At 38.7% G+C, this 24,604-nt stretch carries 18 protein-coding genes; all 18 read right to left on the bottom strand.

Annotated elements, in window-relative coordinates:
• Positions 1-5: 5 nt before the first annotated feature.
• Positions 6-1,175, bottom strand: a complete 1,170-nt coding sequence (locus MHH33_RS01525) for a restriction endonuclease subunit S (protein ID WP_342542722.1) — start codon at positions 1,173-1,175, stop codon at positions 6-8.
• A complete protein-coding gene (locus MHH33_RS01520) occupies positions 1,165-2,757 on the bottom strand; it encodes a type I restriction-modification system subunit M (RefSeq protein ID WP_342542721.1) in 1,593 nt (530 codons plus the stop codon). Before MHH33_RS01520 ends, MHH33_RS01525 begins: the two co-directional genes overlap by 11 nt.
• A gap of 289 nt (positions 2,758-3,046) precedes the next feature.
• On the bottom strand, positions 3,047-3,187 hold the full coding sequence (locus tag MHH33_RS01515) for a hypothetical protein (RefSeq protein ID WP_342542720.1): 141 nt from the start codon (positions 3,185-3,187) through the stop codon (positions 3,047-3,049).
• 310 nt (positions 3,188-3,497) lie between these two features.
• The gene (locus MHH33_RS01510) at positions 3,498-5,360 is read right to left on the bottom strand and encodes a TnsD family Tn7-like transposition protein (protein WP_342542719.1); all 1,863 of its coding nucleotides are present in this window, start codon (positions 5,358-5,360) and stop codon (positions 3,498-3,500) included.
• Positions 5,361-5,415: 55 nt separating this feature from the next.
• Entirely contained in the window at positions 5,416-7,245 is a 1,830-nt protein-coding gene (locus tag MHH33_RS01505; protein ID WP_342543712.1) for a TnsD family transposase, read from the bottom strand.
• 96 nt (positions 7,246-7,341) lie between these two features.
• Entirely contained in the window at positions 7,342-9,033 is a 1,692-nt protein-coding gene (locus tag MHH33_RS01500; RefSeq protein ID WP_342542718.1) for an ATP-binding protein, read from the bottom strand.
• Positions 9,008-11,167 (bottom strand): transposase, encoded by a 2,160-nt coding sequence (locus MHH33_RS01495; protein WP_342542717.1) that lies wholly within the window; start codon positions 11,165-11,167, stop codon positions 9,008-9,010. Before MHH33_RS01495 ends, MHH33_RS01500 begins: the two co-directional genes overlap by 26 nt.
• Positions 11,164-12,003 carry a TnsA endonuclease N-terminal domain-containing protein gene (locus MHH33_RS01490; RefSeq protein ID WP_342542716.1) on the bottom strand — a complete coding sequence of 280 codons (840 nt, stop codon included), beginning with the start codon at positions 12,001-12,003 and terminating at the stop codon, positions 11,164-11,166. Before MHH33_RS01490 ends, MHH33_RS01495 begins: the two co-directional genes overlap by 4 nt.
• A gap of 609 nt (positions 12,004-12,612) precedes the next feature.
• A complete protein-coding gene (gene glmS / locus MHH33_RS01485) occupies positions 12,613-14,415 on the bottom strand; it encodes a glutamine--fructose-6-phosphate transaminase (isomerizing) (RefSeq protein ID WP_016429504.1) in 1,803 nt (600 codons plus the stop codon).
• Between the two features lie 1,037 nt (positions 14,416-15,452).
• Positions 15,453-15,983: a chromate transporter gene (locus MHH33_RS01480; RefSeq protein WP_016429503.1), complete on the bottom strand. Its 531-nt coding sequence runs from the start codon at positions 15,981-15,983 to the stop codon at positions 15,453-15,455.
• Positions 15,980-16,576, bottom strand: coding sequence for a chromate transporter (locus MHH33_RS01475; RefSeq protein WP_342542715.1), 597 nt, complete (start codon positions 16,574-16,576; stop codon positions 15,980-15,982). The genes MHH33_RS01480 and MHH33_RS01475 overlap by 4 nt, the downstream gene beginning before the upstream one ends.
• Positions 16,570-18,174 carry a gamma-glutamyltransferase family protein gene (locus tag MHH33_RS01470; RefSeq protein ID WP_342542714.1) on the bottom strand — a complete coding sequence of 535 codons (1,605 nt, stop codon included), beginning with the start codon at positions 18,172-18,174 and terminating at the stop codon, positions 16,570-16,572. Before MHH33_RS01470 ends, MHH33_RS01475 begins: the two co-directional genes overlap by 7 nt.
• Before the next feature lie 33 nt (positions 18,175-18,207).
• A complete protein-coding gene (locus MHH33_RS01465; protein WP_342542713.1) occupies positions 18,208-19,209 on the bottom strand; it encodes a dipeptide ABC transporter ATP-binding protein in 1,002 nt (333 codons plus the stop codon).
• Positions 19,184-20,188: an ABC transporter ATP-binding protein gene (locus tag MHH33_RS01460; RefSeq protein ID WP_342542712.1), complete on the bottom strand. Its 1,005-nt coding sequence runs from the start codon at positions 20,186-20,188 to the stop codon at positions 19,184-19,186. The genes MHH33_RS01465 and MHH33_RS01460 overlap by 26 nt, the downstream gene beginning before the upstream one ends.
• An 11-nt stretch (positions 20,189-20,199) precedes the next feature.
• Positions 20,200-21,753 carry a glutathione ABC transporter substrate-binding protein gene (locus MHH33_RS01455; protein WP_342542711.1) on the bottom strand — a complete coding sequence of 518 codons (1,554 nt, stop codon included), beginning with the start codon at positions 21,751-21,753 and terminating at the stop codon, positions 20,200-20,202.
• Positions 21,754-21,888: 135 nt separating this feature from the next.
• Positions 21,889-22,785 (bottom strand): ABC transporter permease, encoded by an 897-nt coding sequence (locus MHH33_RS01450; RefSeq protein WP_342542710.1) that lies wholly within the window; start codon positions 22,783-22,785, stop codon positions 21,889-21,891.
• A 16-nt stretch (positions 22,786-22,801) separates the two neighbouring features.
• Entirely contained in the window at positions 22,802-23,743 is a 942-nt protein-coding gene (gene nikB / locus MHH33_RS01445) for a nickel ABC transporter permease (protein WP_342542709.1), read from the bottom strand.
• Positions 23,744-24,073: 330 nt separating this feature from the next.
• On the bottom strand, positions 24,074-24,523 hold the full coding sequence (locus MHH33_RS01440; protein ID WP_016429495.1) for an Lrp/AsnC family transcriptional regulator: 450 nt from the start codon (positions 24,521-24,523) through the stop codon (positions 24,074-24,076).
• Between the last annotated feature and the right edge of the window lie 81 nt (positions 24,524-24,604).

Here is a 24,604-nt window from a genome sequence, read left to right as displayed (position 1 = left end):
TTCGTTTAGACGAACATTTTTTGTAGGAAAGCTTTTTTGGTTTTTTTTAAGGCGTCTAATTCCTTTTCTTGAAGAGCAATTAACTCATCAAGTTGTTTAAAGAAATTACCTATTTGGATTTGCTCTTCGTAAAGTGGCACAGGTATATTAAACGCGTCTGTAAAATCTTTGATAACATGCGGTATATTTGGAGTTCTATATCTATCAAATATATTTTCTTGAGAAAAGACTAAATATTGATAAACAAACGATGGGTCTGCATCTTCTAATATGGTATATGCTTTTAATGTAGAACCTAATACGCCCTCAAAGCCATGATATACAGAACCCGCTTTAGAACCGTCCCAAAGTATTAAAATATCGTCTTCATAGACATCTTTAACCGCACCGCATAGTATTGGATCACCACCGTTTAAACGGGCTGCATCTAGATATTCAACTTCTCCCGGACCGAGAGAATCTAATTTTGCTTTACCTTTTTTTTCTCTTTCAATAAGTTCTCTTAAAGATCTTTGATTCCATTCCCCGCTAAATCCAGCAAAACGAACTTCCGGAACAGCCTCCCCTTCTTTTGGAAACATCTTTTGCAAGAATCCCCGTTTGGTTTTTTTGAGTGTCGTGAGTTCTTGCTGGTAATTCAAAATTAATTTGTCAACTTTTATTAAAAAAGATGTTATTGCTTTTTGTTCAGGTATTGAAGGAATTAGACATGAAATTTTAATAAACGACTTCCAATATAATCTTTTTCTAAAGTCTGTAACACCGTAAGAAAGATTATTAATCTGAGAAACCATCTCATCACGATGCAAACAGTAATCCATAAATGGCGGATAAATTTGATTACCTGGAGTAGCAGTAATGTATGCTGGACTTACCATTCCTGCTGATGTCACAACTCCATATGCCCCTTGCCACGCACGCATCATGTTGAGGACAAGGTCGCCAGGATATACGCGCTTGTATAAAGATTTGTCTTCACTCCTCACAACCGACTTTCCTAAGCTGGCAATATCTAATTCCCCATCTGAAATACCATTATGAATCGAAACGGAGAGCATTGGTAAAGAGTCTTGTCCTTTTTCTTTCCGCTCCGTATATAATTCTCCTAATTTATACTCTAGCCAATTTCCTTTAAATTCTGAAAAACGAACTTCTGAGCTTTTATCAATCTTCATGCTTAAACACCTCTAACGCCCCTTGCATCCATTCTGTGTCTTCTTCACTGTATTGAAGAGAAGAAATCATTTTGTATAAACTCGATTCAAGTTCAGCTTTTTCTTTTCGGACCTCTCGAATACTTACACCAATTGTAGCCATATCCACTGTCTCTTTTTCTTCAAAGGTATCTACATATCTTGAGATATTTAAATTGAAGTCGTTCTCTTTAATCTCTTCAAAACTAGCCATATGTGCATACTTATCGACGTCCTCTCGATATCTATACGTTTCAACAACCTTATCGATATTCTCTTTTGAGAGTTTGTTTTGGTTTTTACCTTTAATAAAGTCATTGCTTGCGTCAATAAAAAGGACGTCACGTGACTCGCGATTTTTCTTCAAGATAATGACCGTCGTCGGAATTGATGTTCCAAAGAACAAATTGCTTGGCATGCCGATTACCGCATCAATGCTGCCGTCTTCCAACAACTTCTTCCGAATTACGCCTTCGGCAGCTCCACGGAACAGTACCCCATGTGGCAACACGATAGCCATTGTTCCGGAATCTTTCAGGTGATAAAGACCATGCAAGAGAAACGCAAAATCAGCTTTTGATTTTGGCGCCAACTTTCCGAAACGGTTAAAGCGTGAATCATCTAAGAAGGTATCGTCTGAAGACCATTTCGCTGAATAGGGTGGGTTCATCAATACTGAATCAAACGTATATGGCTCATCTGTCGGCCAATCTTTGTTCAAGGTATCGCCATTGCTTAAACGCATATCTTCTTTATCTACGCCGTGCAAGATTAAGTTCATTTTAGCGAGATTAAAAGTCGTGGTGTTGAGTTCCTGTCCGTGGTATTTCACACTTTCCGGGTGACGGATGTAGTTTCGGACATTCAACATCAACGACCCAGATCCCATGGTCGGATCGTATACGCTAAATAGCTTTTTATCCTCTTGTCCCATGGAAGTAATACGCGCCATCATGACTGATACTTCATGAGGTGTATAGAATTCTCCTGCCTTCTTGCCAGCTTCTGATGCAAATTGGCTGATTAAGAACTCATACGCGTCCCCAATCACATCGCCCCCATGCCCCAATAGGTTAATCGGATTCAATTTCTTTATCACTTCAGTGATGGTAATGTTTCGTTGCTGAGCATCTGACCCCAGTTTTTTTGAATGTAAATCCACATCATCAAATAGGCCGTTGAACTGATCGTATTTTGTCGACAATTCGATAAATGCCTTATTGAGATCGTTTAACTGGAATGTGGTTTGTTTGGCTTGATTTGTTAATACGTTAAATAGATACGCTGGTTCAATATCATAGCCCAGTGTATCGACCAAGGTTTCAATTAAATCACTTTTGATTTCTGCATCCCCTAGTAATGTTTCATATAGTTGCGATTGTTTTTCTACCGTGTCGTATTCTTCTAGCGACTCATCTGCAATCTCAACTACTTTTACGAGTAATCGATCCGACAAATATTTATAAAAAATCAAGCCTAATAAATAGTTCTTATATTCTGATGCATCCATTTTGCTGCGTAAGTTATCTGCAGCACTAAATAGTATCGTGTTCAATCCACTCATTTGTTCTATTCCTCACTTTTCTTGTAATTATTGAAGCCTCTGGTTTGTATGTAGATAACTGAAAGTCGTATTTGCACATATCTTCTTTGGCACCCTACTCCCCTCTATTCTACCAGTAGAAGGCGAGAGCGTACTCCCTCTTATAATAACAGTTCAAAACCTAATTATTGACACTTTAATTTTAGAAAGGGTTTAAAACATTCCATTTATTGTCATAACTAATGGGATTCTTATTGCAAATTGAAAAAGACGATTTGACCCTGTCCAGGGATAAATCGTCTTTTGGAATTTAATATGTACGAACAGGAACAATTAGCTGCAAAATTGAATCATCATGAACGGAATTTAGGATGAATGGACGCATTTCACCTGTAATAGCCGATTTAAAATCATCAGTCAAATGGACCACAATAGATCTAAATTGTTCCACTAGCCATTAAGAATGTTGGAGCTCAATCATAATTTTCATTCCTACTATATATGTACTTTGTAACCTTTTTAAAAAATTGTAAATACGTTTAAAAAATACAATTCAATTTGAGTTTTATAGTACGCGAATTCCATAGAACAAGGTTTTTCTGTTAACTAATTTTTACTTATATATGCTCTTTAATAACAATCTTTAATGTACCTTGCATGCTTAGCAATTCCTCATACTACTGTTAATTATCCTTCCATGTGAATAGGAAACGTAAGCGTCGAAAAGTAATAAAGACGTATTGAAAAAAGGCGGTAAATCATTAATTATTTCCCCCCTTCTTCCTTTCTAAGTATTCTTCTAATTTAGTTTTTATTTCGATAAAATGACGTGGATGTACTCCACCCTTTTTTTGTACTTTCCAAATTCCAAACGGTTCATCTTCTTCTAACAACTTATCTAAAATTTTTATACATCTCCTATACTGAAAATCTTGAACAGACTCGGTTATTTCATTTAATAATTGATTTGTACGTGGTAGTTTTATTTCCGTATCCGATCTCACTAAGCTATTTAGAATTTCCAATCTCTTGCCAATAAATGTACGTGTAATTCTTACTGGTTTATCTAGTTCTAGTAAGTCTTTGTGAAGAACTTTTATTCTCTCGTAATAATCCTCATCCCTGGCTTTCCAATCAAACCTTTTACAAGATATTACCTTTTGTTTTTTGGGAATGTGTCCAATAAGCCATTCTCTATCATTTTTGAATAAAAAACTATAAATCTTATTAAATTTCCTTCCCAACTCTGTCCTGTAGGAGTTTGGGAATTGTTTCATATCTTCAAGGAATTTTTTACGATATTTCTTTATTAACTCCTCTTTACTCACTGATTTATTTTTATCTTTTGATTTACCGATACCTCTTAGTTGTCTACTAATAATATCTCTAGAAACTCCTAGTTGTTTTGCTACAGCATTTATACTTAGACCATTATTGTGTAACTTATGAATCTCGGCAAGCCAACTCTCGCCATAAACTTTAATATAACTTATTCGACATTTATCGTTAGCTGTTTTATCAGGTCCTTTTCGAACGTAAATCAATCCACATGAACAAGAAAATTCACCAACAGGTTGGCCAGTTCTATCACTTTTAATAACTAGTTTATTCACTACATTTCGCTCGAAGTGGTTCGCAGCTTTATTAAGGCACGGCCATGGACCTAATCCATATGGTCCTTGATCTGGTTCAATGTCTAAAAATGAATCAATGTCTAATTCTAGAAAAAATATCAGTAATAGATGTCGGAAAGGATGAACATTACTACTTTTAATGGATGTTATCATATTTAGCCAATTACTACTTTCATTTATAATTGACGATTCGTATTTCTCTAAAAAACCTTTTGGAAATTTAATAGAAAAAGCTCTGTGTAATTTCACTTTTCTTACATAATTTTCAAGTGTTATTAAATTTCTTTCTCTCAATAGAGCTCGATATTTAAGTACAATGTGTTCTCTAGAAAATTTATCAATAGGAACTTGTAACAATTGATATGCCATCTTTGCTAATTTGATTTCAACCATAGAAAATTCATTATGTTCAACTCTTTGTGGAATTGATAAATCCATTATTTTTTTATTAAACCGAATATATTCAAATGTACTAGCCGTTCTTAGATCATTAGCATATTTCTTCACTTGAGTTTCATGGTGTCCGCAATATTCTATTCCTTGCAATTGATGTTCACGATGAATATAAGGCTCCCCATATTTTTCGATATCTTCATTTGCACACAATGAGCAATAATAGAGACCGTCTTTTCTGCAAATTCCACCTGAAGCCATTCCAAGGCTCCAATATAGCCCATTACCTTTACCATTAACTTTAGATATTGCTTCTTGTTGACGCTGAACCGAAATAAATGGTGCATAATACGGGTAAATTGTATGATTATTAAGCAAGCTCTCGACAGAATAATTTCTCCCTATTTGTTCAGCTAATATGGTAAACCTACTACCAAACAAAACACTCGCACCAACATTTCGACTTCTAAATAATTCTTCTAAGGTATCCTTTAAATTAATGTTACCACTATAGAAATGATAACGAGCTATTGATGAATAAACCAATTCATCTTTATATGGATCAGTGAAAAATGTAAGAATCTCAATCTCCCCCAAATAACTTTATTTGGTATAAATCATTTCCATTCATTCCTCTATAACAGATATTTTTCTAACATTTTTTCTGAATATATCTTTCTAACTCTCCTTTTATTTCAATAAAAGACGAATATCTCAATCCCCCAGCTCTTTGTACTTGCCAAAGTAATACTGATTCATTTTGTTCAAACATCTTATCAATTATCTTGTAACAACGACGAATTCGAAAGCCTTGTACAGATTCAACAACGCTCTGAAGTAATTTATCTGTACGGGGTAGTTTGTCTAAATTACGTTCTAAATCGGCGAGTATACCCAGTCTTTTTCCGATGATTGTTTTTGTAATCCGGATTGGCTTCTTGGATTGAACTAATTCCTGATATAGTTGATCAATTTTGTTGTGATATTCTTTATCACGCTTTTCCCAATCAACTATTCTCCTTGTTTCATTTTGCTTTTTCTTTACCGGTAGATGTTCAAATAGCCACCTCTTATCGTTTCTATATAAATAGATATACTGCTTTGGGAACTGCCCGCGTATTTGTGTTCGATTTAAATCCTCATGTTTCTTTATACCTTCCACTATCTCTATTCGGTATAGATCACACAAGGCTAAATTATTGGATTTTTCTTTAACTGATATTTCATTAAATTCCTCTAAATACTTTTTCACAGTCTTAGAATCAACATCAAGTTCTCTCGCAATTGATCGAATACTTAAGCCTTGCTTTGATAATTCTTGCAGCTTCTTTTGCCACACATGTCCAAATACTTTCACACGACCTATAAGAAATTGATCTTCTTCTGTTCTATCTGGACCTTTTCTTGCATAAACAAAACCACAGGAGCAGGCGAATGTTCCAATAGGATTTTTCGTTTTGAAGTCTCTTGTTACTTCGACTCTCACAACAGTAAGCTGATTGTGATGTAATGCTGCCTTATTTAAACACGGCCATGGACCTTTACCAAATGCACCTAAATCTTTATCTGTCTTTATAAAACTTTGTATATCAACTTCTAAAAAGTATAGAATAATTAAGTGACGGAACGGATGTACATGACGCTTTACATTACGAGTAAGCACCTTCAACCAATTGTATTCATCCTTTTCATCAATCTCTGATTCAAACTCCACTAAAAACCCTTTAGGTAGTTTCACTTGAAAGATTTCATGTAAATTGCTCTGTCGTACACGATTCGATGCAGTGACTAAATTTCGTTCTCGTAGAACTGCTCTATATTTTAAAGCCATATCTTCTCGAGATAATCCATTAAGTGGTAATTGTAAAAGCTGATATGCCATTTTTGCTAATGTTATTTGAATCTTTGCAGATTCATCGACTTCATGTAACGGCAACAGAACCATGTTCTTTATTTCAAAACGAATAAATTCTATTCTGCTTTTCATATTGAAATCAACAGGATACTTTCTTAACTTAATTTCATGGTGGCTACAGTAATCGATACCTTGAAGTTGATGCTCTCGATGAATATACGGCTCTCCATATTGATCAACATCTTTCGTCGCACATATATTACAATAATAGAGTCCATCCTTTTTACAGATACTCCCCGCAACTAGTCCTAGTCTTGTATATAGTCCTTGACCATTACCTTTAATATCTTTCATGATTTCTTGCTGTCGCTGCTTTGAAAGAAACAATGCGTAGTATGGATAAATCGTATGTTCTGCTATTAGACTTTCAACAGAATAATTAGAACCAAGTTGCTGGGCTAACGCAGTAAATTGACTTCCTATTTCCACGCTCGGAATCACTGATCGACTTAGAAACACTTCTTCTAAGGTATCTTTGAAATCAATATTCCCACTATAAAAGTGATAACGTGCAATCGCAGAATAAATCAGTTCATCCGGATATGGGTTTGTGAAAAATGGTAGTATCTTAATTACCTCCTAGTTAAATTTGCATTGTTTTTATAATGTCGATTTAACTAGGGGTTTAATCAGTTCACAAAAAAATTTTATTAATTTAGTTTATTATCTATAGAACTCATGTAATGGATTTTTAATATATCCACTACTTTGCAAGGCTTCATATGGGTGATTCTTTTTTTCTAATGCTTTTGTTCTTAGTGCTAATAATGGTAATAATTGCAACTTTTTCACTCTAGGTTCTTTCTTTGTTTTCTTATGCTGGTTTAGTTTAATAGCCTGTTGAATTGCATCAGTTTTTAGTAAATTAAAATCTACATCAATCGGGTTATTCTCAACAATTTTTGTTACGAGATTTTTAATATCATTTACATTCATACTATCGAAAATTCCTAATGCCGAGATTTCCACAGCAAGATTTTCAATTAGGTCTTTTCGTTTATAATCTAGTGTATTTTTGCGTTCAGTAAATCCTTTGCGAATTTTCCCTTCGAGTTCTGTATCACGCTTATGATTGATCATCAGTTCATCTAAATTAATCATGATATCCTCGTATTTCATCATGTCCTTTAAATTATTGGTACGAATTGCTTTCATCATTGGTTGGATAATTTGCATATCTAATTTAGATGTCTTTTTAAGCACTTTTGAATCAATAATTTCACTAACATTATCTTCATCAAACATAGCCCGTTCCTGTGCTAAAATAAATAGGCATACAGCAACAGAAGTAATTCCTTGGCATTCATCATAAAATGTCTTTTTTACCTCATCCGTGATTTCTGAATGTGTTTTCAAACATTCTAGCTTCCACAATGTTTCCAAGAAAAACTCCCATTCTTCACTATCCTCAGCCATCCGATCCCAAATAATGGAACCTTCACTCGCTGCACGACGGGCTTGACGGAAGTTACCCTTAAACAATTTTTGTGCTTTTGATGTACCAATTAACACCGTTGGAATCCCTACCGTATTTGATAGTGTAACAATAAAGTTTAACATTTCTTCTTGGTCATTTTTTGAATGCAAAAGGTGCTGAATTTCATCTATCACTAACACACCAATCCCATACATACTTGCTAATGATGTCATGTGAAGAAGCATAGTTGACGTAACACGACTCAAATAGCCATATTTCTCTAAATAACGTGTTCCCAGTAAGTCGTCAATCGCCTTAAAAAAGCTTTTGCACAATGTTGAAAGACTACCATCATATGGACAATCTATTTTAAGCCACACAATTTGCGTACGATTTAAAGGTTGTTCTTCATACGTTTCATGCTTAATTACTTGAGGATACATAAGTAACAATCTTTCAATTGCTGTTGTTTTACCGATACCTGAGATACCAATAATCGATAAGCTATCTGCGGTAGAACGAATATAATTTAATCTTTCATCAATATACTTATAAGCTTCTTCTTCATCCTCACGCAATCGATGTAACACTCTAATGCGTTCTAAGAAGCTTTTATCTAAAGGATTTCTTGCTAAGTAACCTCTTCTAATTAAAGTTGATAGTCGACGCTCTACTTCAAAATGAATCTCTAAAGGCTGAATGAAATTCTTTACTCGCTTTAATACATGATAGCGAATATTCCTTTCACTCTGTTTATCTTGCAACGTAATACGTGGCGTTAACATAAATCGTTCGAGCACATCGTCTTCATCGAAAAGCGGTGGAAGAGCTTCGATGAAGGGATTATTGTTATACTCTGATAAAGCTTGTTTTTTATAATTTGCTTCCTCAATATCCCCTTTAAGGACAAAGTTAGTTACCTTTCCCAAATTCCTCATCTCGCTTCTTCTTAATTTTTTCCATTAGACGTGAGCTCGACTTCTTTGGTAACGCTTCACTATTCGCGGGTATTGATGTGAATTCGACTATTTGAGCCGGTTGCTCATTTTTTTTATCTACAAAATTAAAATTCTCAAGATTTCTGTTCATAATTTTTTCTGCCTGTCGATTAACACGAATATCTTTAATTTTTTCTGATCTACTTACGTTAGTGGGTACAGTACTTTTCTTTTCAGCTACTGCTTCATTAATAATAGATTCAATTTTTGCATCTACATTAATTGTGTCTTCAATCTGCTTAATGCTTTCCACTTTTTTTAACTCTTCACGTAATTCTTGAAAAAATTCAATTTCTTCCAAATAAGTGCCCTTAAATTGATCATTCGTATCTAATAAATAGCATGTATCAAAATTGTATCCATCTGCGTGGGGAATATATAATTGATTCATATTCCTTGGATCATAGACGATTTCGATACTTTTTCCCCTGTATTTTAGGTACCATTGTTCATTCAAAGCTTTTTCAGAACCATAAGAAAGACCCTTGAATCTTATGCCTGCTCGAGTGATTTTGGCATTTCCCTTAGGTAATAAATTCAACCTAAATACATTCTGGTCAGTGACAGTTTGAAGTCTACCTTTTTTATTTTCAATACCCCAATACCACAAATTGCTAGGTGTAGCTGTTAATCTATCCACCATCATTTCTTTTTCTAATGGATACTTTTCAACAATTTTCTTGTTATGGTGTAACACCAGGTGAATAATAATTTTTGTGAACTCAGTTAAGTTTAAACTTGCATCTAGACGATAATCACGGTCTCCTCGTTCACGATATTCTTTTTGTATTGCTCCGGGAGCCTTACGTTTTATCTTGCCATTCATTGTACGGAAATATCGTTCTATAACCCCTTTTAGATCACCACGATAAGGAGTTGTATTTTCAATTTTAATATTTAAGTTATTTATAAGATTCTCCACCGAATACCCTTCAAATTCACCACGATCAGCTATAATAATCTCTGGTAGATGATGAGCCGGCCATTGTGATTCTTCGATTGGTATATCGTAACGAGTACAAAACTCAACTTTATTCATTACCATGTTATCTAACGCCATCATTGCTCCAAGCCAAGACGGTCCTTCTAGCCCAACATATATCCCTGTAATCATGCGGGAATATACATCAATCACCCCATAAACGATGGGACGTCCAATAATTAAAGAACGGTCAAATGAACTAACTAAATACACATCTGCAATCGTTGCATCAATTTGAAAGCGTGTTCCGGGACCATCGGTTTCGAGTGTTGAGTTACATAAAATTGGACGGTCGTTTAATTCAAACTCTTTCGAACTATGCCTTAACTGGATATCAAGTTTAGGGTCTTCAAATTTTTTAAACCAATAGTAAAACTGATAATAAGTAGGTATTTTTGAAGCATCCCAAACCTTGTACTTTAAGATACTACCCTCATAATAACTATCCGAATAAAAATCCCTTAATAAATAGTTATAGGTATCCGTAAGGGATAGTTGTTCTTTATTTCGATAGTACTTCTTAATGACATGGTTAAACTGTTTTTTTATATCTTCAGTTATATTAATACCGTTTTGTAACGATGTATATTTTCTCGGTCGACCTACTTTAGATGCCGTTGTTAGCCTCTTTTCTTTCCCCTTTCCACCGGAATACATATAGTCAGGTAATAAAGCATTTTTATTTAATCCACGTTGCCAGAAGCGAGTGAAGACGCGTTTAATCTTTAATTTGCTAGTGTTAAATTGAAACTCTAGCTTATCAAAAGCTTTTTCTCTAGTCCTTTTATTTAACAAATCTGCTTTGAATTTATCCCAGCCTTCAGATAAAATTTCCCAATCTACATTCCGTTTTTGAATTTGCTTTTCTGTTAAACCTCCTTCTGTGTAACTTTTTGCAAATGGATCTGATATGGGTAATAAGATTCCACCTTCTATTTCTGATTCTAAATCCATAGTAGCAACTCTTTTTGGCATTGACGTATCACTATGAAGTTCTACATAATATGCAACATCACTGTCTATCTCAATTACGCGGATACGATTTTTTTCTTCTTTATCGGTGTACTGATATACTTGATTGTTAAAAATCATATTGCTTTCACCTTCTCAGAAAAATCTGTCCGAACTGCTTTAATGCTTAGAATTTTAGTCACATCTAGCTTTTCACTTAAGTCAATTTCAATTACTTTAGTCATTACAAGATATTTAAAAATGGATAGACCGCATCCAACTACCATTCCAAAATATTTTTCCACCTCTTTTGCAATTTGCTTAACAGTCTTTTCCTCAGCTAATAGCACTTGAAGAAAATAAATACTCATATCTTCAATATCGTATGTGCTACATTCCTCAAAGCCCTCCAACATCGATAAGTCCGCATACCTATGTACAAAAGCTATATTATGAGCCATTGTTTTAGGCACCTCTAATTCTGTTACAATTCCCCAGTCAACACTTTGTCTTTCCCAATAAACACGTTCAATTTCAAACTTTTCGAGTATACGTTCATTCATTAAGTCATTCTTATATTTTAAAGTGCGAGCTACATGTTTATGCTGTCCATCGTTTATGGTCGTTATAAGAAAATCCGTAGTTATTTCAATAAGCTCATTGGTTATAGGATTAGTAGGATGCTTTAAGCCTAATTCATCTGCGATACTAAGTGTTTCTCCAAGAGGAAGTAAAGGATACTGTTCGCGAATATCAACTACTCCATCTGAATATTCCAATAAGTAAAAGTAGTTTCTTTCCAAATCTGAGAGGAACTCGAATTGTCTCGGTATCTTATAACCTTTTAAACGCGTTGAGCGTCCAAGTGAGGCTAGATCTTGTATAACTATCCAAGGCTTATAATCCGTACCTGATCCTTGTCCGCGACCGTTTTTCATCTTTTTTTCAGTGGACGTTGAACGTTTACGTTTTGACATACCTCACCTCTATCCCTAAAATTAATTAATGATATTTTTTCTAAAATCTAAATCATTCTCTTTATCAGAATTATTTTAGCTCCTTCTTTAAAGTTTCCTACAACCAATCACGACTTCAATCCCTTATTTATTTGATTTTTTTGTACTTGTTTTATCCTCATATCTCCTTATATTCCACACCTCGAATCCTGATTATTCCGAATATACAAAACAAAAAATACCAATCAACTTAAAGCTTAAAAAAGGGTAAATTAAATAAACATTAGTATTTCACTAATGTTTATTTAATTTATAACACCCTTTCCCAAAGCTTTTTGTTAATTGGTATTTCAAAGATAAACTATTCACCATAACAATGTTGTTTTACCCGGAAAAGTAAAACAACATTCTTTTAATTATTTTCCAACAAAACAATTCTTTATACTTTAAACTAATTTAGTTACCAACATTAATGTTGGTGGAAACTCCTTCGGATATAGGTACACGAAGATATTATTTTTTATCAAAATTTATTATAAACGATCAATCTTTATTATAAATAATCAAACTTTGTTATAAATGAACAATCTTTTTTACAAAGCTACAGTTCGGCTTTTCACTTTCTAGTGTCTATTCAACCGTAACAGACTTCGCCAAGTTACGAGGTTTATCCACGTCACAGTCACGGTGAAGTGCTGCGTAGTAGCTGATCAGTTGTAAAGGAATTACCGAAACAAGTGGAGTCAACAATGGGTGCACTTTTGGCAGTACCAATGTGTCGCCTTCTTCTTCCATGCCTTCCATCGCAATGATACATGGGTTTGCGCCACGTGCTACGACTTCTTTAACGTTTCCACGGATGTTCAAGCTTACTGCTTTTTGTGTCGCCAATGCGAATATCGGAGTACCATCTTCAATTAGAGCGATCGTTCCGTGTTTCAATTCGCCACCTGCAAAGCCTTCAGCTTGGATGTATGAAATCTCTTTTAGTTTTAATGCGCCTTCCATGCTGACACAGAAGTCCAAGTTTCGGCCGATGAAGAATGCGTTACGAGTAGTTGATAGGAAGTCACGAGCGATTTGCTCCATTTCTTCTTTTGAATCAACCATCGCTTGAACGGCATTAGCTACGATACCAAGTTCTTTAACGAAATCGAAATCTACTGTACGTCCCGCTTTTTTAGCCGCTACTGCTGCAGTAAGAGCAAGTACAGCGATTTGTGCTGTGTAAGCCTTCGTTGACGCTACAGCGATTTCAGGACCTGCATGCAATAACAATGTGTGATCTGCTTCACGTGAAAGTGTAGAACCTTGTACGTTTGTTACTGTTAACGTTGGGTGGCCCAATTCTTTGATTTTCACCAATACTTGACGGCTATCCGCAGTTTCACCAGATTGAGTGATGAACATGAACAATGGTTTTTCAGATAGCAACGGCATGTTATAGCCGAATTCACTTGAAATGTGAACTTCTACTGGAATACCCGCAATTTTCTCGAAGTATTCTTTTCCTACTAAACCAGCATGATAGCTAGTTCCTGCTGCAATAATATACATACGATCCGCTTCATTTAAAGCAGTCAAGATTGCTTCATCAATTTCAAGCTCGCCTTGTTCGTTCTGGTAAGCTTGGATGATTTTACGCATAACAGCCGGTTGCTCGTCAATTTCTTTCAGCATGTAATGTGGGTATGTGCCTTTTTCGATATCGCTCATATCCAGTTCAGCTGTATAAGCTTGACGCTCTACTACCGAGCCATCTAATTTTTGAATTTCAACAGACTCTTTTTTCACAATAACCATTTCTTGATCATGAAGCTCTACATATTGGTCTGTTACTTGTAACATCGCCATTGCGTCAGACGCTACAACGTTGAAGTCGTCACCAAGACCAACTAATAATGGGCTCTTGTTTTTCGCAACATAAATTGTTTGTGCTTCTTCTGAATCCAATAGCGCGATTGCGTATGATCCGTGCAACAAGCCAAGTGTATGGCGGAATGCTTCACCAGTAGTCATGCCGTCTTTAGAGAATTTCTCAATTAACTGAACAATGACTTCTGTATCCGTGTCGGACTTCATTTCCATGCCAGGTAAATATTCTTTTTGAAGCAAATGATAGTTCTCGATAACTCCGTTATGAACCAGCGTATAGCGACCTGATTCACTTTGGTGTGGATGGGCATTCAATTGGTTAGGAACTCCGTGAGTCGCCCAACGCGTGTGGCCGATACCAGTTTTTGCATGCACATCATTTTCTACTGCTTGACGTAAGTCTGCAATGCGTCCTTTTTCTTTGAATACAGTTACACCATCTTCATTGCGAACGGCAATACCAGCTGAATCGTAACCGCGGTATTCCAATTTTTCCAACCCTTTTAATAAAATTTCTTTTGAATCTAACTCTCCGATGTATCCTACAATTCCGCACATAATTTAAAATCCTCCAATAATTTAATCATAATAAAATAAGCGTTCTGCTAAGCGTGCAGACGCTGTTCGTGTGCCCTCTTCTTCCTTTAATCGCAAAATCACTTCTGCGGTTTAAGAATCAGAATTACGACCGGGCATCGCGGCCGGGAGGTATCCGCCGAATCTTCGATACTCCTCCTCCTCGTCTGCTGAAGATCCATTTCCGTCCGATTTCTTCAGCTCAGGCGCTATCATTGTTTTCCGATTTTTTTGACGTGCGTAAATTCACTCCTTTTGCACGGTAACGTTAAAGTAGTCAGTTGTCAATGACTTACAATTCACGTCAGCACACCTATCATACTGAATTCACATACATACGTCAATACAGTACATACCCTCAATATATTCCAAAGAAACATGAAAGTCTAAGAAAACAGCCTTTTAAAATTTACCATCCGTTTTTCCTAGTTTAATTAAACATTTTATATATTCTCAATGACCATTTTTCACCAAGTATCTTGTTATAAGATGGCCTTTCAATCATTCTTAAATAACAATTCTCCCCATTTTTCCGGGACACGAGCAGTTCGAGGAAGCAAGTAAATGAACACCGGAGTGCACTAAAAGTGCATGAGGATGTGAGTGAGCGCAGCTGACAAAGAAATGCGACGTGTAACACACCATTTTCCCGAGACACGAGCAGGTCGAGGAAGCAAGCGAGCGAACACCAGAGTGTACATAAGTACATGAGGATGTGAGTGAGCGCAGCTGACAAAGAAATGCGAGTGTAACACACCATTTTTCCGAGACACGAGCTGGTCGCGGAAGCAAGCGAGCGAACACCGGAGTGTACATAAGTACATGAGGATGTGAATGAGCACAGCTGACAAAGAGATGCGACGTGTAACACACCATTTTTCCGAGACACGAGCAGGTCGCGGAAGCAAGCGAGTGAACACCGGAGTGTACATAAGTACATGAGGATGTGAGTGAGCGCAGCTGACAAAGAGATGCGACGTGTATCGGGAAAATGGAAAAGAGCCGCATCTCTGCGACTCCTACAAACCCGTTATAGCCCCAAATACCAATGCCAACGCAATGACAAAAGCGGGGTGTAACTTCACTTTTTCCAACAGTACGAAACTTGCCGCCATCAAAAACAAAGTATAACCGGGACCAACACCTTCAACTGATTCCTGCGCAAACTGGATGGTCATGAAACCTAGCAACACAGCGATGACTGGTCGAATAATCTTCGTTAAGTTTTTCACTTCCGGTTCGTCTTTGTACTTAAGCAGGAGGGCCATCATACCAATCATCAGGAGTAAAGACGGTGCGACGCTCGCGAACATCGCGACGATAGATCCGAGTACTCCCGCTTCCGTGTACCCAATATACCCCGCCATTTTCGTAGCAATTGGACCAGGCAAGGAATTGCCAATCGCGACCACTTCACTAAATTCCTGCGTGGTTAACCATTCATAATTCCCTACCACTTCATGCTCTACTAATGGAATCGAAGCTGGTCCTCCACCATAACCGAGGATACCAGGAATGAAAAATGCTAAAAACAAGTGCCAATAAATCATGCTTTTTTCCTCCTTTTCAGGAGCGGTGAAAAGACGATAAGGATACAAACCAAAATGACAATAGCCGGATGGATTTGCAAACCTTCTATTAGAATGCCGGATAACCCGATCAATAATATGGCGCGCATCCAACCGAGAGTTTCTCCTGATTTCTTAACAAAATCCCAAGTCAATACGGCAAGCATGACCGCAACAACCGGTACGACGGACGCTGACATATGTTGAACCCAGGGAATATCTTTATATGTTTGCAATAATCCTAAAAAGACAATCATCAATACAACTGTTGGTATGACAGATACCGCAAGGGCAATCAAGCATCCCCAGACACCCGCTATCCGGTAGCCAATATATCCAGCGATTTTAGTCGCAATGGGACCTGGCAACGTGTTGGCAAGAGCCAAAGTGTCGCCGAACTCGTCATCCGTCATCCATTCATATTTTTTCACGACTTCCTGATGGACCAATGGAATAGAGGAAGGACCCCCTCCAAATCCAAGCATTCCGGTGCGAAAGAAAGCCAGTGCGATATTGCGGTAAAGAACACGACGTGGACGTCCCGTAGCGTTTTTCACCCCAGCACGTTCTACCAAGCCGCGATGGCTCCGTCTGTTCGGGATTCTGTGCCACCTTGAAGCACACCCGTTTCAGGGTTTCGCCAGATGATTTGCCCACGTCCAAAACTGCCGCCATCGGATGTTACGTGAATGTCATGTCCTTTTCTAACCAAACTCTGAACCAAGTAGTTCGGAAACTCCGGTTCTACGTGGACAGTCTTCCCTTTCATCCACTGCCAGCGTGGCATATCCAACGTTGCTTGCGGATTTAATAGGAAGTCAACTGTATTTGTGACCACTTGGAAATGACCTTGGGGTTGCATGTATCCACCCATCACACCAAACGGGCCGACAGCCTGACCATCTTTCGTCAGGAAGCCAGGAATAATCGTATGGTACGTTCGCTTGCCTGGCTTCAGCACGTTCGGATGTGTTTCATCCAGTGAAAAATCATGCCCTCGGTTTTGTAAACCAATGCCTGTGCCTGGAATCACGATACCCGAGCCGAAGCCCATATAGTTACTTTGAATGTAAGAAATCATGTTTCCTTCGTCATCTGCAGCGGCTAAATAAACCGTTCCGCCTTTTGGCAATTCATACGGTTCAGGGTTCGTAGCAGTACCTCCAATGACACCAGCACGTTTTGCAGCGTATTCATCTGACAGCAGATGTTCGACACTTACAGACATTGATTCAGGTTCTGTAATGAATGCCTGGCCATCTGTAAATGCCAGCTTCATCGCTTCGATTTGTCGGTGGAACGTGTCCGCATCCTGCCAAGTAGGTGAATCTACTTGCTTGAATACGTTCAACGCCATCAACGCAACCATTCCTTGCCCGTTCGGTGGAATTTCCCACACATCGTAACCGCGGTAGTTGGCTGAAACAGGCTCCACCCATTGTGGTTTATATGTAGATAAATCTTCTTTCGTTAAATATCCATCATGCTTTTTGAAGAAGGCATCGATTTTGTCGGCAATTTCACCTTCGTAGAAATCACGCGCATTCGTTTCACCAATTGCACGCAACGTTTTTGCATGGCCTGGTGAAGACCAGACTTCCCCGATTTCAGGCGCACGACCGTCCGGTGCAAACGTTTCGAACCACCCAGCAAATTCTTCGGCCGTGAACGTTTCTTTGTACTTCTTATAGGCAGCTTTCCAATACTTGCCGAGAATCGGTGACAATGGATAGCCTTCTTCTGCGTATCGAATCGCCGGAACGAGCACGTCCTTTAATGGAAGTTTCCCGAATTTCGCGGACAGTTCAGCCCACGCAGCTGGAACCCCGGGAACCGTCACAGGAATGACACCGAAGACCGGCATTTTTTCATGCCCTTTCTCGCGGATGGCTTCAGCAGAAATCGATTGCGGTGCAGGACCGGAGGCATTCAGACCATGCAACTTGTCCTTTGACCATACGAGGGCAAATGCATCGCCACCGATACCGTTTGAAGTGGGCTCTACTACAGTTAATGCGGCAGCTGTTGCAATGGCAGCATCAATTGCATTTCCGCCTTTCTGCAATATTTCAAGACCAGCCTGTGCTGCAAGTGGCTGTGAAGTGGCGACCATGCCTTTTTTCGCGAATACCGTATGTCGCTTCGCAGCAAATGGGTGGTTTAAGTAATCCATGATGTTCCCCCTTAAGTTCGGTCAGTTCAATGTTTAAATTTTTGTTCCTGAAAAATGACAAGCAGCAAAATGAGCTGGTTCTACTTCTTGCCAAGCCGGTTTGTCGACTTTGCATACTTCCTGCGCAATCGGACAACGTGTGTGAAATGGACATCCACTAGGAGGGTTTGCCGGATTTGGCAAATCGCCCTGCAAACGAATCCGTTTAGTATTTTTTTGAACAGATGGCCTCGGAATAGCGGATAGCAGAGCCTGCGTGTACGGGTGCAATGGATTAGCAAACAAATCTTTTACCGTGCCGAGCTCCACCGTGTTGCCCAGATACATAACCAAGACCCGATCACAGAAATAACGGACAACGCCCAGGTCATGAGAAATAAATAAGTACGACAGCTGGTATTTTTCTTGTAGCGACTTCAATAATTTTAACACTTGTGCCTGGACTGAAACATCCAAAGCCGAAACCGCTTCATCACAAATGACAAAAGAAGGATTCAAGGCAATCGCACGCGCAATGCCGATTCGTTGCCGTTGTCCGCCACTGAATTCATGCGGATACCGTTCAAAATGTTCTTCTTTCAATCCGACTTCTTGTAGTAAATCCAATACACTCGCTCGTTTTTCTTTTGCAGACATGTTTGTATGCATTGTAAATACTTCTTCCAATGCATGACCGATACGTTGGCGTGGATTTAGGGACGCATATGGATCTTGGAAAATCATCTGCATTTCTTTGACGAATTTCAATTTTTCTTTACGTTTTAAATCTTGTATTTCTTCGTCACGAAAATGGATTTTTCCTTCCGTCAATTCTTCCAGTCCTAAAATGGCTCTACCCAGAGTTGATTTTCCACAGCCCGATTCGCCAACCACTCCCAGACTTTCCCCTTCAAACAATTGAAGTGACACATCTTCTACAGCTTTCACGTGGCCTTGAACGCGTTTCAAAATACCGCCTTTAATAGGAAAATACTTTTTCACGCCTCTTAACTCAAGGAGAATTTTCGGATCAGATTTGGGCGACAAGGTGACCATGCTTAACCTCCTCCACTTCTTCGTGCAACCAACAACTGACGACATGTCCTTCATCCGTTTTAAATTCAGGTGGTGTCAGTTCCCGGCATTTATCAGTCGCAAATTTACATCGCGGATGGAAACGACATCCTTGGATGTGTTCCTGTAAACTCGGAAGGGACCCAGGAATCGGTTCCAACTCAAAATCAGGATCATCAATGTTCGGAACTGAATTCAGCAAGCCAATTGTATACGGATGTTTTGGATGATCAAATATTTCAGTGACCGTGCCTTCCTCCACTTTTTTACCTGCATACATGACCATCACACGGTCAGCAACTTCAGCGACAACGCCCATATCATGGGTAATCATCATAACGCCCATATTCAATTTTTCTTTAAGGTCATTAATTAAATCCAAAATTTGAGCCTGAATGGTGACGTCCAATGCAGTAGTTGGTTCATCTGCAATGAGCAGGCCAGGATGGCAGGCGAGGGCAATGGCAATCATGACTCGTTGTCTCATCCCCCCACTCAGTTCATGTGGGTATTGATTCATACGTTTCTCCGGATAGGGAATGCTGACTTGCTTCAATAACTCTATGCCTTGTTTCGTCGCTTCACTTTTGCTGACTTTATGATGCAAAATGAGTGGTTCACGCAATTGGTACCCCACCGTCAATACTGGATTCAATGCGGTCATCGGTTCTTGGAAAATCATTGAAATTTTCGTGCCACGCATTTTTCTCATTTCTTCGTATGGTAGATTATGAATCGGCTTTCCTTCGTACTTCACTTCTCCGCCTGCGATCTTTCCATTACTCGGAAGCAGTCCAATGACAGATAGGGACGTAATACTTTTCCCGCAGCCTGATTCACCAACGATACAAAGCGTCTCCCCTTTCGCAATGGAAAAGGAGACATCCCGCACAGCTTGGACGTTGCCGTCCGCTGTGCGAAATTCGGTTACCAAGTGATTCACTTCGAGTAATGTCTCCATATCATTTCCCCCTACTTTCTTGAAACTTTTTTCAAGGACCACTTACCATTTGGATCAATTTCAAGACCAGAATAATTTTTATCCAGCGCTGCCGTAACAATCCCGTGATACATTGGGATGACAACATTTTCATCAATCATTAAATGATTGGCTTCATCTAGAATTTGCAAACGCTCATCCTGGTCAATCGTTGTACGAGATTGAACAACCAGTTCGTCAAATTCCGGATTGCTGTATTGAGAACGGTTAGATGAACCAACGTTATCACTATGGAAGTTCGGATATAATAATTCAGAACCATCTCCCGTTACATTTGACCAACTCAAGAAAGTAAGGTCATAGTCTCCCGCGCGAGCTGTATCCAAGAATGTTGCCCATTCCATCGATTCAATCTCTACTTTGAATCCTGCTTCAGTTAATTGAGCTTGTACGATTTCAGCCATTAAGATGAAATTGTCGCGATTAGCAGTTAATAATTTTATTGGTTTGTCCCCGTATCCATTTTTCTTAACTAAGGCTTTTGCCGCTTCAACATCATACGCTGTTCCCGCTTTGTCTGCAGATTCATCAAAGCCGAATACTTGCGGCCCGATAACACTATCACTTCTTACACCTAAACCATTCAGTTTCGAAACAAATGCATCACGGTCTACTGCTAATGCAACTGCTTTACGGAACTCAGCATCTTGGTTTCTCTCAAGTGAATGGTTGAACGTTAAGTAATAAACACTCGTACCATCTTTCTTTTCAATATTGATGTTATCCATTGATTCCAATCGCTTCACTTGCTCTGTTGGTAAATTATCGATAAATTGAACTTCCCCTGTTTGTAGCATGGAAATCGCAGTTGAAATTTCCGGAACGACTTTTAGCATTACTTTCTTTAATTCCGGTGCCCCATCCCAATATTCTTCATTTGCTTCTAATTCAACTTTATCTCCAGGTGTCCAACTAACAAACTTGAATGGACCCGTTCCAACTGGATCTTTCATTAAGTCTTGTTTCTTGTCGGCAGTCGGGCTGACAATCGCTGCATTTGTATGTGATAAAGCCGCTAAGAACGGTCCATACGGATATTTTGTTTTAATTTCAACCGTGTGTTCGTCTAATACTGTAATCGTATCAACCGGTTCCAATAATGATGCACGTGGTGCAGCAGTTGCTGGATCGCGAAGTTTATCAAATGTATATTTTACTGCTTCAGCATTAAAAGGTGTGCCATCGTGGAATTTGATGCCTTCTTTTAATTTAATGACCCATGTGTTTTCATCAGGGTTTTCATATGATTCAGCAAGCAAAGGTTCAAATTCCTGTGTATCTCCGTTACGAGTAAATAGTTGCTCATAGACATGCTCCGTGATATTCGCGGATACTGCGTCGTTCATTAAGATCGGTGATAACCCGACAGCATCTGAAGTCGATGCATATGTGAATGTTTCATTACTTGCAGTTCCACCACTTGATTTCCCATCAGAATCTTTAGGTGCTGATGCGGATTCCCCCGAGCAAGCTGCAAGTACAAGCATTACCATTAACATGATTGAGTACCATACTATTCTCTTCATTCTTTTTCCCCCTGCTCCATTATTATTGATGTCTGGCAATACACGCCAGTTCGCACCTCAGCTTTAGTCCCTCATGCGAAAACAAGCTTTCGAATCGGTTCTTCGGCGGCGAGCTAAAGTGGCGCGTTTCGCTTTTTATTGAATATCCATATTCGGATCTAACGCATCCCGCAATCCATCACCGACAACATTGAATGCAAAAACCGTCAACATGATGGCAACACCTGGGACGATCGTTAAATGAGGCGACGTCCACATATAATCTTGACCTTGTGCAATCATGGCCCCCCACTCAGGTGTGGGAGGCTGAGCGCCCAGTCCTAAATAACTGAGTGCAGCTGTGGATAATATCGCCGTAGCCATTCGCATCGTCGCGAATACAATGATCGGTGCGAATGCATTCGGTAAAATGTGACGGATCATAATTCGAAAATCAGATGCGCCCAATGACTTCATCGCCATGATGTATTCTTTCTGTTTAATGGAAAGAACCGAGCCTCGTACAATACGGGCACATGTTGGAATGGACCAAATACTGATTGCGATGGCGACATTGACCAAATTCGTGCCCAAAATTGCGATAATCAACATCGCTAGCAATATCCCTGGGAACGAGAACAATAAATCAACAATGCGCATGATGACGCCATCTAATTTTTTATAGTACCCGCCGAGCAATCCAAGCGTGCCCCCCCCAATCAGACCGAGTGATACGGCCATAATTCCTACAAGCAAGGAAATTCGTGCACCGTAGACAATTCGTGCCCACACATCCCGTCCATAGTTGTCAGTTCCTAACCAATGGCCATCTGAAAACATTGGCAATTCGCTTGCCACCAAGTTTTGTTTGATGGGATCATGGATCGCAATAAGTGGTGCAAAAACTGCCATTCCGATTTGTAAAAGGATGATGACCAATCCTGCAACTGCTAACTTATTTTTGAACAATCTTTTTAAAGTAGTCATATAAACTTTTTCTTTTTTCTTAACAACCGGCAAACGTTTCTCCGTCGTCAGGATTGCATTCGTCATATGGTATCTCCTTTCATCAGTCGTAGCTGATACGTGGATCGATAAAGGTATAAACAATATCTACGATTAAATTTACGACCACAAACAGAGTGGCCACTAACAGCACAGATCCTTGAACCATAGGGAAATCTCTCATTGCGATTGAATCAATCATTAACCTTCCTACACCATTGATGGCGAATACTTTTTCAGTAATGATTGTTCCCCCTAGCAAAAATCCAAAGTTAAGTCCGATGACTGTAATGACTGGAATCATGGCATTTTTCAGCGTGTGAATCCAAATGACGTTTCGTTCTTTCACACCTTTCGCCCTTGCTGTCCTAACGTAATCAGCTTTAATCACTTCAAGCATGGAAGACCTCGCCATTCGTGCAATCATAGCTGCGGAGCCCGTACCAAGAGTAATTGCCGGTAAAATCAATTGTTTGAAGCCGCCAACCGTGTAAAAAGGTTCGGAAAGTCCACCTACCGGAAGCCATTGCAGATTTACTGCAAACACTAAAATTAACAGTGTACCTAACCAAAAGTTCGGAATGGAAATGCCAGCAAGCGCAAACGTGGTTGACGTGACATCCAGCCATGAATTATGTTTGAGTGCTGATATCAACCCTGCAAATATCCCAATGACTACCGCAACAATCATACTGGCAATCGCAAGTTTTAGTGTATTTGGAAAACGGATTGATATAGCCTCTGAAACAGCTTGCTTTGACTGATAGGAATAACCAAAATCCCCTTGAGCTGCATGTTTTAAATACCTTCCATATTGAACAAGGAATGGATCATTTAAGCCAAGATTATCTCGGATGGCTTCCAAATCGGTTTCAGTCGCCGTAGGTCCGCCCACCATCGTGGCTGGGTCGCCAGGAGCTATGTACATGGATGAAAAGACAAGAAAGGAAATTCCTAGTAATAAAAAAACCAGTTGTATCCCTCTTCTGACAATCAAAGCTATCATTTATTCCCCCACCTTCTTACAATTGTTAATTGATTTTTTTAATTTGATTAACAATTGGTTGTTATTTGTTAAATGTGATTATAGAGCATTGAGAATTAAAAATCTACATGAATATTCAAATAAATTATAATTTTTCATTTTTTATATTCCTTTCGTTAATAAATAGTGATTATCTCCTACATAACGTAATTCGTTTTAGAAAAAATCAATCAAATTGTTAGTATCGCCTTATTAAAACGATGAAAACGTTTACAATCATTTCGTAAGTTGAAATTTCTATACAAAAAGACCCCTGACTTTTCATAAGAAATGTCAGGGGTCTTTATTTTGTTATAGTTTTAATCCGCTTCGGCTCTTGAAGCGTCTTAATAATATGTGGCTTTCCACACGCGTAATGCCTTCCAATGCGTACAATTCTTCGTTGATGAACTTTTCTAGATTGGAGAAATCATCCACCAAGACATGCATATGCAGGGTTGAAGGTCCGGTCATTTGATAACAGCTCGCAACACTAGGGTTATCAGCAAGTTTTTCAGCCACTTCCACAAGCGAAGATGGTTCACAGTCCACTTCAAAGAAGCCAGATACACTTTTACCAACTTTCTCCGAGTTGATTACCACCGTGAAACGTTCAATGACTCCCGCTTCTTGCAACTGGTGTACACGTTCGCGCACAGCAACGCGTGATAAGTTCAATTCTTTACCTATATCTACATACGATAAGCGTCCATTAGCAATCAATAATTCTAAAATACGTTTATCTGTAGCATCTAAACGCATGGGCCACCCACTTTCCACCATTGTATTGGTATTATACGAAAAGAATTAGCAGCTGGGAAGAAAAATAATTAATATTCTTAC

This window comes from Paenisporosarcina sp. FSL H8-0542, assembly GCF_038632915.1.
Lineage (GTDB): Bacteria > Bacillota > Bacilli > Bacillales_A > Planococcaceae > Paenisporosarcina.
The sequence above is the reverse complement of the archived record's forward strand: the minus strand, read 5'-3'. Positions and strand labels throughout refer to the sequence as shown.

Excerpts from the sequence above, each read along its gene's own strand:
- MHH33_RS01525 (WP_342542722.1), bottom strand. The coding sequence starts at position 1,175 with ATGAAGATTGATAAAAGCTCAGAAGTTCGTTTTTCAGAATTTAAAGGA.
- MHH33_RS01520 (WP_342542721.1), bottom strand. The coding sequence starts at position 2,757 with ATGAGTGGATTGAACACGATACTATTTAGTGCTGCAGATAACTTACGC.
- MHH33_RS01500 (WP_342542718.1), bottom strand. The coding sequence starts at position 9,033 with ATGAGGAATTTGGGAAAGGTAACTAACTTTGTCCTTAAAGGGGATATT.
- MHH33_RS01495 (WP_342542717.1), bottom strand. The coding sequence starts at position 11,167 with ATGATTTTTAACAATCAAGTATATCAGTACACCGATAAAGAAGAAAAA.
- MHH33_RS01490 (WP_342542716.1), bottom strand. The coding sequence starts at position 12,003 with ATGTCAAAACGTAAACGTTCAACGTCCACTGAAAAAAAGATGAAAAAC.
- glmS (WP_016429504.1), bottom strand. The coding sequence starts at position 14,415 with ATGTGCGGAATTGTAGGATACATCGGAGAGTTAGATTCAAAAGAAATT.
- MHH33_RS01480 (WP_016429503.1), bottom strand. The coding sequence starts at position 15,983 with ATGATTTATTGGCACTTGTTTTTAGCATTTTTCATTCCTGGTATCCTC.
- MHH33_RS01470 (WP_342542714.1), bottom strand. The coding sequence starts at position 18,174 with ATGGATTACTTAAACCACCCATTTGCTGCGAAGCGACATACGGTATTC.
- MHH33_RS01465 (WP_342542713.1), bottom strand. The coding sequence starts at position 19,209 with ATGGTCACCTTGTCGCCCAAATCTGATCCGAAAATTCTCCTTGAGTTA.
- MHH33_RS01460 (WP_342542712.1), bottom strand. The coding sequence starts at position 20,188 with ATGGAGACATTACTCGAAGTGAATCACTTGGTAACCGAATTTCGCACA.
- MHH33_RS01455 (WP_342542711.1), bottom strand. The coding sequence starts at position 21,753 with ATGAAGAGAATAGTATGGTACTCAATCATGTTAATGGTAATGCTTGTA.
- MHH33_RS01450 (WP_342542710.1), bottom strand. The coding sequence starts at position 22,785 with ATGACGAATGCAATCCTGACGACGGAGAAACGTTTGCCGGTTGTTAAG.
- nikB (WP_342542709.1), bottom strand. The coding sequence starts at position 23,743 with ATGATAGCTTTGATTGTCAGAAGAGGGATACAACTGGTTTTTTTATTA.
- MHH33_RS01440 (WP_016429495.1), bottom strand. The coding sequence starts at position 24,523 with ATGCGTTTAGATGCTACAGATAAACGTATTTTAGAATTATTGATTGCT.